The sequence below is a fragment of the Phenylobacterium sp. genome, from assembly GCF_041920015.1.
Classification (GTDB): domain Bacteria; phylum Pseudomonadota; class Alphaproteobacteria; order Caulobacterales; family Caulobacteraceae; genus Phenylobacterium.
The window spans coordinates 31281-48977 of sequence record NZ_JAYRST010000009.1 but is presented as its reverse complement, the minus strand read 5'-3'; the positions used below and the strand labels follow the sequence as shown (position 1 = coordinate 48977).

Sequence of the window (17697 nt, the reverse complement as noted above, 5' to 3'; positions counted from 1 at the left end):
GGCCGTTGTTGTGCAGTGTTCAGCTTTGGAAAGAGGCCGTCAGGCCGCCGCGGAGGCCGAGCCGACGGTCGCCGCCTCGGTGAGGGCGCGGCTGATCGCATCGTAGAGCTTGGCGATCTCGATCGGCTTGGCGACGTGGCCGTCCATGCCGGCGGCCAGATACTCTTCGACCTGGTGCGAGAGGGCGTTGGCGGTCAAGGCCACGATCGGGGTGCGCGGGCGGCCCGCTTCCCGTTCGGCCGCGCGGATGGCGCGGGCCGAGGCGATGCCGTCCCAGACCGGCATCTGGATATCCATCAGGATCAGGTCGTAGGCGCCGTCGCGCCAGGCCTCGAAGGCCAGCTTGCCGTTGGCGACGATGTCGATCTCGATGCCCAGAGAGCCCATGACCGCGGCGAGCACCTGCTGGTTGGTCGGGTTGTCCTCGGCGGCGAGCAGGCGCAGGGTGCCTTCTTCGCCTTCGTCGGCGACAGGGGCGGGGGCCGAGGCCCGGACGGCGATCTCGCCGCGCTCGAGGGGGAGTTCGATCGTGAAGACCGATCCTTCGCCTTCGCGGCTTTCGACGCTGATCACCCCGCCCATCATCTGGGTCAGCTCGCGGCAGATGGCCAGGCCAAGGCCGGTGCCGCCGAACCGGCGGGTGGCCGAGTTGTCGGCCTGGGTGAACTTCTCGAACAGGCCCGCCTGCTTCTCGACGGCGATGCCGACGCCGGTGTCGCGGACGACCAGCCGCAGGGCGCCGCTCTCGGGGACCACGTCGAAGCGGGCCGAGACCTCGCCCTGCAGGGTGAACTTGACGGCGTTGGACAGCAGGTTGCCGACGATCTGGCGGATGCGGTCGGCGTCGCCGCGCCAGGCGCCGCGGGCGCTGTCGGCCACCTCGACGCCGAAGCCGAGCCCCTTGGCCTGAGCGATGACCTGGAAGGAGTCACGGGTGGAGGCGATGGCTGCCTCCAGGTCGAAGTCGTCGACCAGCAGGGTCAGCTTGCCGGCCTCGATCTTCGAGAGGTCGAGGACGTCGTTGAGGACGGCCAGCAGCAGGCCGCCCGATTGCCGGATCACGTCGAGCCGCTGGCGCTGGACCTCGGTCAGGTCGCCCATGGACATGACCTCGGCCATGGCCAGGACCCCGTTCAGCGGGGTGCGGATCTCGTGGCTCATATTGGCGAGGAACTGGGACTTCAGCACGTTGGCGGCGTTGGCGGCGTCGCGCGCCTCCACCAGCTCGCGCAGGGTGCGCTGAAGGTCCTGCTCGCGCTCGTCCAATTTCGCCAATAGGTGGTTGAAACTGTCGGTCAGGCTGCGGAACAGGGCGTCGTCGGCTTCAACCTCGACGGGCGCGAAACTGCCGCTGGCGGCCACGTCATGCATGGCTTCGGACAGTTTGAGCACCGGCGCGATCACCCGAGAGGCGAGTCCGCGCGCCAGGAACAGCGCCACCCCGACGCCGCCGAAGAACAGGGCGCCGGTGAGGGCGATGAATTGCGGCAGCAGGGCGGTGAGGGCCGGCGTCTCGAAGGTCATCACCAACTCGCCGGTGGCGACCGGCGTGCGGATCGTGTCCAGTTCGGTGGTCGCGGCCTTCGGCCGGACATAGGCGGCCAGCGGTTTGCCGTCGGCGCCGCTCAGCACCGCCCGGGTCACGCTGGTGTCGTTCGCCAGGGTGGCGATGGCGCTCTTCGCCTGGGCCGGGTCCTGGTCCGCCAAGGCGTTGGCGGCCGCGGCGGCGGTGATTTCCGACAGCGCGCGATGGGCGTGGAGATTCTGCTCGCGGGCCACGGCCCACTGCTGGAGCATGAAGGTCAGGCAGGCGGCGACCAGGACGACGACCGTGGTGATCAGAGCCACGCCCGCCACGCGCGCGTGGAAGGTGATCTGTGGCCGCGGTCCGGTCGTGCGAGGCAGGTCTGTCATCGGGCTCGAACTTCTGTCGAGGGGCCGGTCTAGGCCAATTCCCCTAACGGTTCGCTTCCGACAGCTTCGCTTGAGGGGCGAACTGTGGCCGATTCGACACGATTTCAACCATCGAGCGACAAAAACGTGGTTAACGGGATATGAATCCTCTAGGTAGAATTTAACCTCCGGTTTATCTTAACGCCGTTAGGGTTAATTTCCTCGGAGGGGTTCCCCATGGAAAAGGTGTTTGTGGCGCAACGCGTTGCGACCAAGTTGTTTTCGACGGAAGCGGCTGTCGACCAGGCCATGGTCGAAGCTACCGAACTGCTCGCGGACCTGCTGAAGGCCCGCGCGGAGGTTAACGCCTCGCTCGTCTTCGCCGACGACGTTCAGGTGAAGATGGTCGAAGCCATCAAGGCGCTGGGAGAAGCCCGCTCCGCGATGGTCGGCGTGCACAACGAGCTGGCGGAAGCCCAGCTTCGTCTCGGCATCCGCACCAAGCTGGCCTACCACGACAAGCCCGTCATGGTGCGCAAGCAAGCTGCTGAGATGCGCCAGGTCGGCTGAACGCCGCTCGGGTTGCAATAGTTTAACTGGTTCTGCGTCCCTATTCAGCGATAGGGGCGCAGGATCATGCCGACTTCACCGATCGCCATTGCATTGACGGTCCTCACATTGGGGATTTGTCTGTTCGCCCTGTGGAAGGGCGGGCAAGCCGAACGGTTGGGCGGTGGTCTGATCCTGGCCAACGCCCTGCTGGGCAATCTTGGCGACTTCTTCTTCCCCCATGCGGACCTCGCGGTCGTCTGGCTGGTCGGCGACGGCGTGACGGCGGTCGGCCTGCTGGTGGTGGCTGTGGTCTATGCCAGCTTCTGGCTGGGCGGGGTGATGATCCTCTATGCGATCCTCTTCACCCTGCATTCGTTCTATTTCGTCACTCAGCGCGAGGTGGACCTGTTCCATGCGCGGGTGAACAATCTCGACTTCCTGGCGATCAGCGTCTGTCTGGCGATCGGCACGGTGATCGCCTGGCGCAAGCGTGCGAAGGCGCGGCGCGCGGCCAAGCCGGGCTGAGCGATCCGCCGATCCCCTGACGGAATTTCCGAAACTTTCGCTTGCGCTGCGGCGCGAGCCGGTGTTTCTCCGCCGCGGGCCACGCCCCCCCAACGGGGCGCAGCTCATCTGTAAGGATGGGAGACATCGCCATGACGACCCTCGCCAAGCCGGCCATGCGCCCGGCTCGCCCCGAGTTTTCTTCCGGCCCGTGCGCCAAGCGCCCCGGCTGGACCCCCGAAAATCTCCAGAACGCCGTCCTCGGCCGCTCGCACCGCTCCAAGCTGGGCAAGGCGCGCCTGCAGGAAGCGATCGACCGCACCCGCCAGGTGCTGGAGGTTCCGGACGACTACCTCATCGGCATCGTGCCTGGATCGGACACCGGCGCCGTGGAAATGGCGATGTGGTCGATGCTGGGGCCGCGGCCCGTGCAGCTTCTGGCCTTCGAGAGCTTCGGCAAGGACTGGGTCACCGACGTGACCAAGCAGCTCAAGCTGCCGGCCGAGGTGCTGGACGCGCCCTATGGCCAGCTTCCCGACCTGACCAAGGTGCGCAAGGATGCCGACCTGGTCTTCACCTGGAACGGCACCACCTCGGGCGTCCGCGTTCCGAACGCCGACTTCATCGCCGCCGACCGTGAGGGGATCACGATCTGCGATGCGACCAGCGCGGCCTTCGCCCAGGACCTCGACTGGGCCAAGCTCGATGTCGTCACCTTCTCCTGGCAGAAGGCGCTGGGCGGCGAGGGCGCGCACGGCGTCCTGATCCTGTCGCCGCGCGCGGTCGAACGGCTGGAGAGCTACACGCCGGCCTGGCCGATGCCCAAGCTGTTCCGCATGACCAAGGCCGGCAAGCTGGCCAAGGACATCTTCGAAGGCGCGACCATCAACACCCCGTCCATGCTCTGCGTGGAGGACGCCATCGACGCCCTGAAGTGGGGCGCGCAGATCGGCGGCCTGGCCGAGATGCAGCGCCGCGCCGACGCCAACCTGGCGGCCCTGGCCGCCTGGGTGGAGAAGACCGCCTGGGTCGACTTCCTGGCGGCCGATCCGGCGGCTCGTTCGAACACCTCGGTCTGCCTGAAGGTGGTCGATCCGCGCGTCGCCGCCCTGGCCGACGACGCCCAGGCCGACTTCGCCAAGAAGCTGGCCGGCGTGCTCGAAAAGGAAGGCGCCGCCCTCGACATCGGCGGCTATCGCGATGCTCCGGCAGGCTTGCGCATCTGGTGCGGGGCCACGGTCGAGACCTCGGACATCGAGGCCCTGACCCCCTGGCTCGACTGGGCGTTCGCCACGACCCTCGAGCAACTGCAAGCCGCCTGAAGCTTCTCAAGCGTCCCCACGACACCACGCCCGCCGTGCGCGTGGCTGGGGACGCCTATCCCTTATCCGCAAGGAAATACCCATGCCCCGCGTACTCATCGCCGACAAGCTGAGCCCCGCCGCCATCGACATCTTCAAGCAACGCGGCGTCGAAGCCGACGTGAAGACGGGCCTCTCCAAGGAAGAGCTGCTGAAGATCATCGGCGACTATGACGGCCTGGCCGTCCGCTCGGCCACCAAGGCCGACAAGGACGTGCTCGCCGCCGGCGTCAACCTGAAGGTCATCGGCCGCGCCGGCATCGGCGTGGACAATGTCGACATCCCCGCCGCCACGGCCAAGGGGATCGTGGTCATGAACACCCCGTTCGGCAACTCGATCACCACCGCCGAGCACGCCATCGCCATGATGTTCGCCCTGGCCCGCCAACTGCCGGCCGCCGACGTCTCCACCCAGGCCGGCAAGTGGGAGAAGAACCGCTTCATGGGGGTCGAGCTCTACGCCAAGACCCTCGGCCTGATCGGCGCCGGCAATATCGGCGGCATCGTCGCCGACCGCGCCAACGGCCTGAAGATGAAGGTCGTGGCCTACGATCCCTTCCTGACCGCCGAGCGCGCCGTCGAGATCGGCGTCGAGAAGGTCGAGCTGGAGGAGTTGCTGGCCCGCGCCGACGTCATCACCCTGCATACGCCGCTGACCGACAAGACCCGCAACATCCTGTCGGCCGAGAACCTGGCCAAGACCAGGAAGGGCGTGCTGATCGTCAACTGCGCCCGCGGCGGGCTGGTCGACGAGGCGGCCCTGCGCAAGGGGCTGGACGACGGCCACATCGGCGGCGCGGCCTTCGACGTGTTCGTCGAGGAGCCGGCCAAGGAGAACGTGCTGTTCGGGGCCAAAAACTTCATCGCCACCCCGCATCTGGGCGCCTCGACCCTGGAAGCCCAGGAGAACGTCGCCCTGCAGGTCGCAGAGCAGATGAGCGACTACCTGCTGACCGGCGCGGTCACCAACGCCCTCAACAGCCCCTCGGTCACCGCCGAGGAAGCCCCGAAGCTGAAGCCGTTCGTGGCCCTGGCCGAGAAGCTGGGCGCTTTCGCCGGCCAGATGGTCGATGTCGAGGTCAAGGCCATCGACATCGCCTACGAAGGCGAGGTCGCCCTGCTGAACACCCGCCCGCTGACCGCCGCGGCCCTGGCCGGCGCCATGCGCCCGATGCTGGCCGAGGTGAACATGGTCTCGGCCCCGGCCGTGGCCAAGGACCGCGGCATCACGGTTTCGGAAAGCAAGCAGGACGACAGCCCGGTCTATGACAGCCTGGTGCGGATCACCGTCACCACCGCGCTCGGCAAACGCTCGTTCGCCGGCGCCGTGATGGCTGGCGCGCCGCGCGTGGTCGAGGTCAAGGGCATGGACCTCGACGCCCCGTTCGCGCCGGTCATGTTGTACGTCAACAACCTCGACAAGCCGGGCTTCATCGGCGCGCTGGGCGCGATCCTGGCCGAGGCCCAGATCAACATCGCGACCTTCAACCTGGGCCGCGTCTCGGCCGGCGAAGACGCCATCGCCCTGGTCGGGGTCGACCAGGACGGGGGCGAAGCCCTGATCGAGAAGATCCGCGCCCTGCCGCACGTCAAGGAAGCGCGCACCCTGCGCTTCTGATCCTTCGCGCTCCCTCGCCGGCTGGGCCGGCGAGGGAGACGCCCTTGCTCGCGGCCGCGCCCGCGCGCACCCTCGCCTCCGTCAGGAGGCGCGCCATGACACCTCATCAGCAGGCCGAACTCGAACTGACGGCTTATGGCCTGACGCTGCCCGGCGCCGAGGCGTCCCGCGGCTGGGACCCGACCCGCGCGCTCGACGTCAACAGGAAGACCTTCGTCATCTTCGGCGCCAAGGCCGAGCCGCTCGACGAGCTGACCATCACGGTGAAACTGCCGATCTCGGCGGAGATGGTCTCAGGCCTCTATTACGTCCGCGAAAGCCGTGGCTGGTACAAGCAACACGACTGGGTGATCTCCCATTTCGGCCCCGACGACGACGTGCTGGCCGAACTCGAGCCCCTGAAGGCTTGGCTGCGGCAGAGCTATGTCGCCATTGCGCCGAAACGCCTCAGCAAGCTGCTTGACGTTTCAACCGGCTGACAGCCTCCCGAAGGTCGCCGCGCCTGTATGACGCCGTCGACCGGCGCTTGACTCCTGCACCGTCAAAACTAGAACAAAAGAAGAACTTTTGGAGCGGGAGAAACCATGTCCGGTTTTCGCGACGGGCGTCTTGCGGCCCTGAAGGCGAGGATCGCGGCGATCGAGATCGGCGGGCGGTCGGGGTTTGGCTCGCTGCCGTTCGGCGCGCCCGACATCGACGCCTGTCTGCCGGGCGGCGGCCTGCCGCTCGGCCAGTGGCACGAATTCGCCGGCGTTGGAATGGAGGTGGAGACGGGCGCCTGCACGGCCGCCTTCGCCGCCCTGGCCGCCACCCCCCTGGCCCGTCGGGGAGAGGCGGTGTGGGTCTTGCGCCGCGACGATCTGTTCGCGCCGGGCCTCGTGGGGCTGGGCTTTCCGTCCGAGCGGCTGATCCAGGTCTGCGCCCGCGACGAGGCCGAGGCCCTGGCGGCAGCCGAGGACGCCCTGGCGACGCCGGGGGTCAGCGCCGTGTTCGCCGAGGTCGAGGCGGTAGACCTGACCGCGGGGCGGCGACTGCAACTGGCCTGCGAAAAGCAGGGTGCGACCGGCTTCGTGATCCACCGCCGTCCCTATGGCGGGACGGGCGGCGGCCAGACCGGCTCGGCCGCCGCCACCCGTTGGAAGATCGCCCCTGCGCCCAGCCAGCCGGGGGTGGAGGAATTCGGCCTCGGCCCGCCGCGTTGGCGGGTGGAGTTGGAGCGCTGCCGCGGCGGGCGGACGGGCGCCTGGCTGCTGGAGGCCGTGGACGCATATACCTGGGAGGCCGAGAATGGCTCGCATCCTTTGCGCCTGGTCGCCGAACTGGGCGATCGCCAACTGGCGCCGCCGCAACGCCTCGCAAGCTGAAGCGCTGCTTTCTGATCCTCCCCCTCTGGGGGAGGCGGCCCGAAGGGCCGGAGGAGGTCTGCCGACTCGGCAATCCCCCTCGGTCAGCTTTGCTGACAGTCCCCCCAGCGGGGGAGCATCCATCGCCGGGGCAGGCCCCCTCGTCCTCATCGAAACCGTCAAGGGCGCGCGGCGGCTGGCGGCGGTGGACAAGGCGGGGCAAGCGCTGGGCCTGTTCGCGGGGCAAAAGGCGACGGACGCCCTGGCCCTGGTCCCGAACCTGCGCATGGCCGACGCCGAGCCGGAAGCCGATGCTGCGGCGCTGACCGCCCTGGTCGACTGGTCGGTGCGATTTTCGCCTGCCGTGGCCGCCGATCCGCCGGACGGGCTTTTCCTCGACATCAGCGGGGTCGCGCATCTGTGGGGCGGGGAGGCCGAACTGATCGCCGACTATCGGGCGCGCCTGGCTCGGAGCGGAATCTTCGTGCGCTGCGCCGTCGCCGATACGCCTGGCGCAGCCTGGGCCCTGGCCCATTACGGCAAGGCGGCGGAGATCATCGCCCCGCCGAACGGCCAGGCGGCCTTGCTCGCGGCGCTGCCGCCGGCCGCCCTGCGGCTGGAGCCGGAGGCTGCCGCCCAGATGGAGCGGCTGGGCCTGCGCCTGCTCTCCCAGGTTCTCGGCCTGCCGCGCGCGCCGCTGGCCCGCCGCTTCGGTCAGCAGACCCTGACGCGGATCGACCAGGCCATGGGCCGGGCCGAGGAGGCCCTGGCCTTTCGCCGGCCGCCGCATCCCTGGTTCGCGCGCCTGGCCTTCTTCGAGCCGATCAGCGTGCTGGAGGACTTGCAGCGGGTGACCTTCGACGTGGCGGCCAGGCTGTGCGAGCGTCTGGAGCGTGAAGGCCAGGGCGCGCGGCGGTTCCGCATCGCCTTCCATCGCCTGGATGGCCGCGCCCTGCCGTTGGAGGTGGGGTTGGCGCTCGCCGCTCGCGATCCGGCCCGGATCGCCGCCCTGTTCAAGCCCAAGCTGGAAACCATCGACCCGGGCTTCGGGATCGAGGTGGTCACGCTGGAGGCCGAGGAAGTCGAGCGCGTCTGCGACCGCCAGGTCCGACTGGACGCCGAGGCCGAGGCGGCCGAGGGGCTGGCGCCGTTGGTCGACCGCCTGACCAACCGGCTGGGCGAAGGGCGGGTGTGGAAGGCCGAGCCGGTCGAAAGCCATGTGCCCGAGCTGTCGGTCAGGCCGGCCGCGCCCTTGGCGGCGGGCGCAGCCCGAGCCTGGAACCCCGAGGCGCCGCGGCCCCTGCGCCTGTTCCGCAAGCCCGAGCCGCTGGACCTGGTCACGGCCCAGACCCCCGACGATCCGCCGCGCCAGTTCCAGTGGCGCCGGCGCCTGCACCGGATCGCCCGCGCCGAAGGCCCCGAACGCATCGCCGAGGAATGGTGGCGCGGCGAGATCGACGCGACCAGTCCCGCCCATATCCGCGACTATTACCGGGTCGAGGACCAGGACGGCGCCCGCTTCTGGGTGTTTCGCGAGGGGCTTTATCAGGAGGGCGGCGAGGTCCGCTGGTGGCTGCATGGGGTGTTCGGATGACCCGCTATGCCGAGCTGCAGGCGACCACCAATTTCTCGTTCCTGCGCGGCGCCTCGCACCCGGACGAACTGGTCAGCGCCGCCGCCGTGCTGGGGATGGAGGCGATCGGCGTCTGCGACCGCAACTCCCTGGCCGGGGTGGTGCGGGCCTGGTCGCAGATGAAGAAGATGCGGAAGGCAGGCTTTGCGATCCGCGTCCTGACCGGCTGCCGGCTCGACTTCGCCGACGGAACGCCGTCGCTGCTCTGCTATCCGACCGACCGGGAGGCCTATGGCCGCCTGACCCGCCTGCTGACGGTCGGCCAGCTTCGCTCGGAGAAGGGCAAGTGCGAACTGCACTGGGCCGACTTCGCCGACCATAGCGAGGGCCAGTTGCTGCTGGTCGCGCCGCCTCCGCGTCTCGACGCCGATTTCGAGCGCAGGCTGACCCGGATCGCCGGCGACCTGCGCGGGAACGTCTGGCTGGCGGCCTCGCGCGCCTATGGGCCGCGCGACCTGCACCGGCTCTCGAAGCTGGCGGGCTTGGCGCAGGGCGCCGGCGCGCCCTTGGTCGCGACCAACGACGTTCTCTACCACGTTCCCGAGCGACGGAACCTGCAGGACGTGCTGACCTGCATCCGCGAGACCTGCACCATCCAGGAGGCGGGCCTGCGGCTGGAGGCCAACGCCGAACGGCACATGAAAGCGCCGGCAGAGATGGCGCGGTTGTTCGCGCGTTTCCCCGGCGCGGTCGAGCGCAGCGTCGAGATCGCCGAGCGGATCGACTTCGATCTGTCGCAGCTCAAATACGAGTATCCCGACGAGCCGGTCCCGCGAGGCAAGACGGCGATCCAGCATCTGCGCGACTTGACCTGGGAAGGCGCGCAATCGCGCTTCCATCGAGGTATGGGCGAGACCGAGCGCAAGACCCTCGAGCATGAACTCGACCTGATCGAGGAACTCGGCTTCGCCAACTACTTCCTGACCGTCCACGACATCGTCCACTGGGCTCGGGGCCAGGGCATCCTCTGCCAGGGGCGCGGATCGGCGGCCAATTCCTGCGTCTGCTTCTGCTTGGGAGTGACGGCCGTCGATCCGACCAAGAAGGACCAGGAATTGCTGTTCTCGCGCTTCATCTCCAAGCAGCGCGGCGAGCCGCCCGACATCGACGTCGATTTCGAACACGCCCGCCGCGAGGAGGTGATGCAGTACGTCTACAGGCGCTATGGCCGCGACCGCGCGGCCATCGTGGCGACGGTGATCCACTATCGCCCGCGCATGGCGATCCGCCAGGTGGGCAAGGCCCTGGGCCTGACCGAGGACGTCACCGCCGCGCTCGCCAATACCATCTGGGGAAGCTGGGGCGAGGATGTGCCCGACAGCCACATCGTCCAGGCCGGGCTCGATCCGGCCAATCGGCAGGTTCGCCGGGCGGTCAACCTGGCCACACAGTTGCTGAAGTTCCCGCGCCACCTGTCGCAGCACGTCGGCGGCTATGTGCTGACCCAGCGGCGGCTGGACGAGACCGTGCCCATCGGCAATGCGGCCATGAAGGACCGCACCTTCATCGAGTGGGACAAGGACGACATCGACGAGATCGGCCTGATGAAGGTCGACGTGCTGGCGCTCGGCATGCTGACGGCGCTGAAAAAGAGCTTCGACATGATTCCGGAAGAGGCGATCGGCCGGAAGATCGCCGAGGTCGCCGACATCCCGCAGGAGGACGCGGCGGTCTACGAAATGCTGTCGGAGGCCGACTCCATCGGGGTCTTCCAGGTGGAAAGCCGGGCGCAGATGTCGATGCTGCCGCGGCTCCGGCCCAAGACGTTCTACGACCTGGTCGTGGAGGTGGCGATCGTGCGCCCGGGTCCGATCCAGGGCGACATGGTCCATCCCTATCTGAAGCGGCGCAACCGTCTTGAGCCGATCGACTATCCGCGGCCAGGGCCCGGTTATCCGCAGGACGAGCTCGAAAACATCCTGCGCAAGACCTATGGGGTGCCGCTGTTCCAGGAGCAGGCGATGCGTATCGCCATCGAGGCGGCCAAGTTCTCCGAAGACGACGCCGACGGCCTGCGCCGTTCCATGGCCACCTTCCGCCACCACGGCAATGTCGGGGAGTACGAGAAACAGTTCATCGAGGGGATGACGGCGCGCGGCTACGATCCCGAGTTCGTCCAGCGCTGCTTCAAGCAGATCGAGGGCTTCGGCTCCTACGGCTTTCCGGAAAGCCATGCGATCAGCTTCGCCCTGCTGGTCTACGCCTCGGCCTGGGTGAAATGTCACTGGCCGGACGCCTTCCTGGCCTCGCTGCTGAACAGCCAGCCGATGGGCTTCTACCAGCCGGCCCAACTGGTCCGCGACGCGCGCGAGCATGGGGTGGAGGTGCGCGGGCCCGACGTGTTGGCCAGCGACTGGGACTGCACCCTGGAGCCGGCGAGCAAGCCGGGAGATCTGCGCGCCGTTCGTCTGGGCCTGCGGCAGATCAAGGGCTTCAACAAGGATGAAGCCGGGCGGCTGATGGAGGCGCGTGGTGAAGGCGTGCGCAGCATCGAGGACTTTGCGGTAAGGGCGGAGCTGTCGCGCCGTTCGCTGGAACTGCTGGCCGAGGCCGACGCCTTCGCCTCGCTGGGATTGCCGCGCCGCCAGGCCCTGTGGGCGGTGAAAGGGCTGTCGGACGAGACCGGCAGTTTGAAGGACGCGCCGCTGCTGGCGGCCATGGGGGTGAAGGAACGGCCGGTCGACCTGCCCCTGATGACCACGCCGCATGAGGTTCAGGAGGATTATCGCACCACCAGCCTGTCGCTGCGGGCCCATCCAGTCAGCTTTTTCCGCAGCAGTCTCGACAGCCTGGGCGCGGTGAAGGCCAGGGAGCTGACGGATATGCGCGACCGGCGGCTGGTCACGGTGGGCGGGCTGGTGCTGGTGCGCCAGCGGCCGGGCACCGCCAAGGGCGTCACCTTCATGACCTTGGAGGACGAGACGGGCGTGGCCAATATCGTCATCTGGCAGGACGCCTTCACCGCCAATCGCCGCCTGGTGATGACTGCGTCCTTCCTGGTGGTGCATGGCCAGGTTCAGAGCGAGAGCAACGTCGTGCACGTGGTCGCCCGCCGTTTCACCGACCTTTCGCATCGCCTGGCCGAGATGAAGGCCGAGGAGGGCCAGGCCCCACGCATCCACAACCGCGTGACCGGCGGCCTGATCCGCAGCCGCGATTTCCACTGAGGCTTGACCGACTGGGGGATCGCGCCGAATCCTCGCTGCGCCAAAACGGGGGAAACGCCATGCTGCACTGGAGCGCCGTCGTCCTGGGAGTTCTGGCGCTGGCCGGCGCGGCGCAGGGCGCCGAGACGCCCAAGGCCAGGGTCGAGAGCGGCGTGCTGGCCGGAACCCAGACCGAACGCGCCCGCATCTTCCGCAACATTCCCTATGCCGCTCCCCCGGTCGGCGACCTGCGCTGGGCGCCGCCGAAGCGGCCGGCGGCCTGGAGCGGCGAGCGCGACGCCAACGCCAACGGACCATCCTGCCCGCAGAAGATGAACCCGGACGGTTCGCCCAACGAAGGCAGCGCCAACGGACCGACCAGCGAAGACTGCCTGCAGCTCAACATCTTCGCCCCGCTGGAGGCCAAGAAGGCGCCGGTGATGGTCTGGCTGCACGGCGGCGGGCACAAGACCGGGGCCGGCTGGATCTATGACGGCCAGAACTTCGCGCGCGACGGCGTGGTGCTGGTGGCGATCAACTACCGCCTGGGGCCGCTCGGCTATTTCGCCCATCCGGCGCTGGGTAAGGGCCAGGGCGGCAATTACGGCCTGATGGATCAGGTCGCCGCCCTGCAATGGGTCCGGCGCAATATCGCGGCCTTCGGCGGCGATCCCGCCAACGTCACGGTCTTCGGCGAGAGCGCGGGCGGGAGCAGCACGCTCGCCCTGCTGGCCACGCCGGCGGCGCGCGGCCTTTTCCAGAAGGCGGCCGTGCAGTCGGGCGGCGGCTGGAGCCCGCCTTCGGGCCTGGCCGACGAGGAAAAGACGGGCGCGGCCCTGGCCGCACGACTGGGCCTTTCCGCCCCCACGGCCGCCGACCTGCGCGCCCTGCCAGCCGACAAGCTCGCCGAGGTGGGAGCGGAGGCGGACTATGGCCCCTTCGTCGACGGGCGCCTGCTGAAGGAGACGCCGGCCCAGGCCTTCGCTGCCGGCCGGGCCACGGACGTCCCGCTGATCATCGGCGCCAATTCCGGCGAGGATTCGCTGCTGGGCCGCAGCCTGCCGAACGCCGCGGCGCTGGCCGCCAAGATCCCCGCGCAGGTGAAGGCGCTCTACGCCGAGGAGGCGGCCAAGAGCGACGAGGCCCTGGTGCGCAGTGCCTTCGGCGACCGCTACATGCTTGCGCCCGCGCGCTGGATCGCGGCCCAGGCGGCGGGCGGCCAGCCGGCCTATCTCTACCATTTCTCCTATGTCGGCTCGCGCTTCCGGCCGATGGGCGTGACCCGCGCCGCTCACGCCGCCGAGATCCAGTACGTCTTCGAATACTGGGGCCGGCGCACGCCGCTCAGCATCGTGGCCGAGGACGACAAGGCCATGGCGGGCTTGATGCACGGCTGCTGGGTCGCCTTCGCCAAGACCGGCGCGCCCCGGTGCGGGATCGCCTGGCCCGCCTATGATCCGAAGCGGGACGAGCTGGTCGAGTTCGGCGCGCAGAGCGGCCTGCGCGCGCAGTTCCGCGAGGGTCGCTTGAACGCCCAGGAGGCCCTGGCGATCCCGAGCCTTGGCCTGCCGCAGAACTGAATCGCCGCGCTTTGCGTTCCCTGACTCTGGTCATCGGGGAGTCGGAGCAAAATGGCCGCGCGTCCCACCTGGCAGGGCTATCTGCGCCTGTCGCTCGTGAGCTGTCCCGTCGCGCTCTACACCGCCACGTCGCGCAGCGCGGACGTGTCGTTCAACATGCTGCACAAGGCGACGCACAATCGCATCCGCATGATCCCGACAGACCCGGAGACCGGGCCGGTGGAGCGCGCCGACATCGTCAAGGGCTACGAGATCGAGAAGGGCCGCTATGTCGTCGTGACGGACGAGGAGATTCGCAATGTGCGGCTGGAGACCACCCGCACCATCGACATCGAGCGGTTCGTCGACGCCAGCGAGATCGACCGCCTCTACTGGAACGATCCCTATTTCCTGACCCCGGACGGCGAGATGGCGTTCGAGGCGTTCGGGGTGATCCGCGAGGCCATGGACGGCGCGGGGAAGATCGCGCTGGCGCGGCTGGTCATGCACCAGCGCGAGCGCCTGCTGGCGCTGGAGCCGCGAGAGCGCGGTCTGCTCGCCTACACCCTGCGCAACAATGACGAGGTGCGCGATCCGGCCGAATTCTTCGACCGCATTCCCCGCACGGAGGCCGATCCGAAGATGGTGGCGATCGCCGAGAAGATCATCGACCAGCTCGAAGGACCGTTCGATCCGGGTGAGTTCAACGACCGTTACGAGGACGCCCTGCGCAAGCTGATCGCCGAGAAGGAGGCCCATCACGGCGTCGTCTCGACGGTCGAGGAGCCGAAGGAGGCCGAGGTGATCGACCTGATGGAGGCTCTCCGCCGGAGCCTGGGTGAAGGTGTCGCCCCGCGCCGCAGGGCCCAGGCGCGCAGCGGCAAGGCGCCGGCCGCGCGAAAGACGCCCGCTCGGAAGCGGGCGTCCTGACGCATCCTACTGGAACAGGCCGACGATGACCGAGGCGATCAGGCCGGTGGCCGCGGCGGTCAGCACCACGTCGTTATCGACGCGGGTGTAGTAGTAGCCGCGGGGCGGCGGGGGCAGGCGATAGGCCGAGTAGTTGTTGATCCGATAGCGCTCGGCCCGATAGGCCGGGGGCAGGCGGTCGCCGCGGTTCCAATGGCGGTACGCATAGCCCGGCGGGCGGTGATAGGCGGCGGCACGATAGTGATGTTCGGCCTTGCGGACGTTCCGATCGTACTTGCGTTCGGCCTTGCGCACGTCGCGGTCGTAGCGCTGCTCGGCCTTGGCGCGGTGGTGATCGCTGTGGGGCTGGGCGACCGCGGCGCCGGCGCTGGCGGCGATGGTCAGGGCCATGGCGGCGGTGAGGAACTTCTTCATGGCGGGGTCTCCGTTCGAATACCGCGCCACCTTGCCCGGCCGCAGTTGAGCGCAGCCTGAACCGTCCTGTTCGGGTCGGGTTCATCGGCCGGTCCGATTAAGGCCGCATTGTTTCAGCCGAGACGCTTGATCGCCGTCTCCAGTGGACGCTCGGCCTTGGCGTAGTCGGCCCAGGCGCTGGTCCTGGCCAGCAGGCCCGGCGCGGTGCGGATCGTATAGCGGCGCGGGTCGAGGCCGGCGCGGACCTGGGTCCAGTTGAGCGGGAAGGAGACGGTGGCGCCGTCCCGCGCCCGCGGCGACAGCGGCGCCACCGCCGTCGAGAGGCGGTCGTTGCGCAGATAGTCCAGGAAGATGCGCCCGCCCCGCAGCTTCTTGGACATGTTGGCCACGTAGAGGTCGGGAGCCTGCGCCGCCATCCGTTCGCACAGGCGTTTTGCGAAGCCCTTCGCGGTCGGCCAATCCAGGCCGCCCTTCGCCGGGGCCAGGGGCGTGACAACATGGAGGCCCTTGCCGCCGGTGGTCTTGCAGAAGGCGACGAGGCCCAGGTCCTCCAGCCGGTCGCGGACATCGCGCGCGGCCGTCACCACCTCGGCGAAATCGACGTCGGGCCCAGGATCGAGGTCGAAGATCAACCGGCCGGGAGTGTCGGGAGCATGCGGACGGCAGTTCCAGGGGTGGTATTCCGCCGCCCCGATCTGGGCCAGGGCGGCCAGGGCCTCGGGACGGTCGATCTGGATATAGGGGGCGTGGTCGCCGGAGACCTCGACCTGAGCGATCAGCTCCGAAGCGCCCTTGCCGGCGTGGCGCTGGAAGAACTGTTCGCCGCCGATTCCGTCGGGAATGCGGATGATCGAGCACGGCCGCCCCTCGATGTGCGGCATCATCCAGTCGGCGACGGCTTCCAGATATTCGGCCAGCTCCAGCTTGGTGACCGGCGCGTCGCGGTCGGCGGAGTTCGGCCAAAGGGGCTTGTCCGGATTGCTGATCGTCACGCCCATGACGGAGGCTGGGCCTTTGCGCGGCCTAGCCCTGGCTTGCGGAACGGGCTCGCTCAACTGCGCCTCCTGCACGGGCGTGGCGTCCGCAGCCTGGACCTCGGCGGCGGGCTTGTCTTCCCTCAAGCCCTTGAAGGCGCCTTGCCGGACGTTTCCGTCCTCGGTGAAGCCGGCGAACTCGATCTCGGCCACCAGTTCGGGCCGGGCCCAGTTGATGTCGCCCTCCTTGGCCGGCGCATTGGGGCCGTGGAACGGGTTTTTGCCGGAGGCCGCCGCCTCCAGCTTGGGCAGCAGGCGCCGCACCGTCTCGCCGCTGAAGCCGGTCCCGACCCGGCCGACATAGATCAGCCGATCGCCGCGATTGACGCCGACCAGCAGGGAGCGAAGGCGGCCTTTCGCGCCGGTCCAGCCGCCGATCACCACCTCTTCGCCGGCGCGGCACTTGGCCTTGATCCAGGCGTCGCCGCGGCCGGACCGATAGGGTGCGTCGAGCCGCTTGGAGATGATCCCTTCCAGGTCCATTCGGCAGGCCGAGCGCCAGACCGCTTCGCCCGAGGTCTCGAAATGCTCGACATAGCGAAGATGCGGATCGCGTTTGGCGAGCAGCGCCTGCAAAGCCGCCTTCCGCTCGCGCAGCGGCAGGCCGCGCAGGTCGCGGCCCTGCGCGAACAACAGGTCGAAGCCGTAGTAGATCAGGTCATCGCCGCGTCCCTCGGATAGCGCCGCCTGCAAGGCGCCGAAGTTCGGTTCGCCCTTGTCGTCCAGGGCCACGGCCTCACCGTCGAGGATGCAGTCGGGAAGCTGGGCGGCGGCTCTTGCAATGGCGCCGAACCGCTCGGTCCAGTCCAGCCCCTTGCGGGTGCGGATGACGGCGGCGCCGTCTTCGACGCGAATCTGCAGGCGATAGCCGTCGAACTTGACCTCGTGTCCCCAGCCCTCGGCCGACGGCGGCCGGGCGGCCGATTTGCAGAGCTGGGGCTCGACGAAATTCGGCATCGTCGCGGCCTTTGCATCAGAAGGTCCGGCTTCGCCTCGCGGCCGGCTTTGCCAGACGCCGTCCGCCTTGCCCTTGCGCGCGGTCATGAAGGGCGTCGGCGCTGCGCCCGTTCCGGCCGCGATGGCGTCCATTCCCCGACCCGAGGCGACGGAGGCGTCGTTGTCGCGCAGCAGGGCGTCATCATCGCCATCGTGAGCGAACTCGTCGCGATGCTTGATGAGCAGCCAGTTGTTGCGGTCGCCGCCGCCGCGGTCCTTCTTCATCCGTACAAGGACGAAGCCGCCGTGCAGCCGTTCGCCTTCGAGCACGATCTTCAGGTCGCCGTTTCGCAGGGCTTCGTGCGGGTCGGTCCCCGGCTCGGGCGCCCAGTAGCCGCGATCCCACAGCATGACCGTCCCGCCGCCGTACTGGCCCTTGGGGATCACGCCTTCGAAGTCGCCGTAGTCGAGGGGATGATCCTCGACCTCGACCGCTAGCCTACGCTCGTGGGGGTCGAGGGACGGTCCCTTGGTCACGGCCCATGACTTGAAGACCCCGTCCAGTTCCAGGCGGAAGTCGTAGTGCAGACGGCTCGCCGCATGCTTCTGGATCACGTAACGCAGGTGTTGCGCCGGCTTCACCTTGGCCCGCCCCGACGGCTCCGAGGTCTGGGTGAAGTCGCGCTTGGACTGATAGCGGGCGAGCTTGTTCGCCATAGAAGGGTCCCTCGGCGGTCCGCGCCTGATTGTCCCCGCGGGTGGCGGCCAACGCCT

The 17697-nt window shown here is 68.7% G+C and carries 13 protein-coding genes; 10 read left to right on the top strand and 3 right to left on the bottom strand.

Translation table 11 applies throughout. The features are described 5' to 3' along the window. Positions 1-39: 39 nt before the first annotated feature. A complete protein-coding gene (locus ACE3TL_RS03590; RefSeq protein ID WP_374577355.1) occupies positions 40-1914 on the bottom strand; it encodes an ATP-binding protein in 1875 nt (624 codons plus the stop codon). Between the two features lie 216 nt (positions 1915-2130). Here ACE3TL_RS03590 and ACE3TL_RS03585 point away from each other — a divergent pair, with 216 nt between their 5' ends. The 10 genes from ACE3TL_RS03585 (at position 2131) to ACE3TL_RS03540 (ending at position 14539) form a co-directional block, all read left to right on the top strand. Continuing rightward, positions 2131-2463 carry a hypothetical protein gene (locus ACE3TL_RS03585; protein ID WP_374577354.1) on the top strand — a complete coding sequence of 111 codons (333 nt, stop codon included), beginning with the start codon at positions 2131-2133 and terminating at the stop codon, positions 2461-2463. A gap of 66 nt (positions 2464-2529) precedes the next feature. Further along, the gene (locus ACE3TL_RS03580; protein ID WP_374577353.1) at positions 2530-2970 is read left to right on the top strand and encodes a hypothetical protein; all 441 of its coding nucleotides are present in this window, start codon (positions 2530-2532) and stop codon (positions 2968-2970) included. Positions 2971-3101: 131 nt separating this feature from the next. After that, entirely contained in the window at positions 3102-4271 is a 1170-nt protein-coding gene (locus ACE3TL_RS03575) for a phosphoserine transaminase (RefSeq protein WP_374577352.1), read from the top strand. Positions 4272-4347: 76 nt separating this feature from the next. Then, a complete protein-coding gene (gene serA / locus ACE3TL_RS03570; protein WP_374577369.1) occupies positions 4348-5928 on the top strand; it encodes a phosphoglycerate dehydrogenase in 1581 nt (526 codons plus the stop codon). 95 nt (positions 5929-6023) lie between these two features. After that, positions 6024-6407, top strand: a complete 384-nt coding sequence (locus ACE3TL_RS03565; RefSeq protein WP_374577351.1) for a hypothetical protein — start codon at positions 6024-6026, stop codon at positions 6405-6407. Between the two features lie 105 nt (positions 6408-6512). Then, on the top strand, positions 6513-7292 hold the full coding sequence (locus tag ACE3TL_RS03560; protein ID WP_374577350.1) for an ImuA family protein: 780 nt from the start codon (positions 6513-6515) through the stop codon (positions 7290-7292). Beyond that, the gene (locus tag ACE3TL_RS03555; RefSeq protein ID WP_374577349.1) at positions 7216-8865 is read left to right on the top strand and encodes a DNA polymerase Y family protein; all 1650 of its coding nucleotides are present in this window, start codon (positions 7216-7218) and stop codon (positions 8863-8865) included. The genes ACE3TL_RS03560 and ACE3TL_RS03555 overlap by 77 nt, the downstream gene beginning before the upstream one ends. Beyond that, a complete protein-coding gene (locus ACE3TL_RS03550) occupies positions 8862-12071 on the top strand; it encodes an error-prone DNA polymerase (RefSeq protein WP_374577348.1) in 3210 nt (1069 codons plus the stop codon). The genes ACE3TL_RS03555 and ACE3TL_RS03550 overlap by 4 nt, the downstream gene beginning before the upstream one ends. Positions 12072-12130: 59 nt before the next feature. Further along, positions 12131-13630: a carboxylesterase/lipase family protein gene (locus tag ACE3TL_RS03545; RefSeq protein WP_374577347.1), complete on the top strand. Its 1500-nt coding sequence runs from the start codon at positions 12131-12133 to the stop codon at positions 13628-13630. Positions 13631-13681: 51 nt separating this feature from the next. Then, the gene (locus tag ACE3TL_RS03540) at positions 13682-14539 is read left to right on the top strand and encodes a Ku protein (protein ID WP_374577346.1); all 858 of its coding nucleotides are present in this window, start codon (positions 13682-13684) and stop codon (positions 14537-14539) included. A 6-nt stretch (positions 14540-14545) separates the two neighbouring features. Here the strand turns inward: ACE3TL_RS03540 and ACE3TL_RS03535 are convergent, their stop codons facing one another. Next, positions 14546-14953 (bottom strand): RcnB family protein, encoded by a 408-nt coding sequence (locus ACE3TL_RS03535; RefSeq protein WP_374577345.1) that lies wholly within the window; start codon positions 14951-14953, stop codon positions 14546-14548. Positions 14954-15066: 113 nt separating this feature from the next. Next, complete coding sequence (ligD, locus tag ACE3TL_RS03530; protein WP_374577344.1) at positions 15067-17640, bottom strand: DNA ligase D; 2574 nt, start codon at positions 17638-17640, stop codon at positions 15067-15069. Positions 17641-17697: the final 57 nt, after the last annotated feature.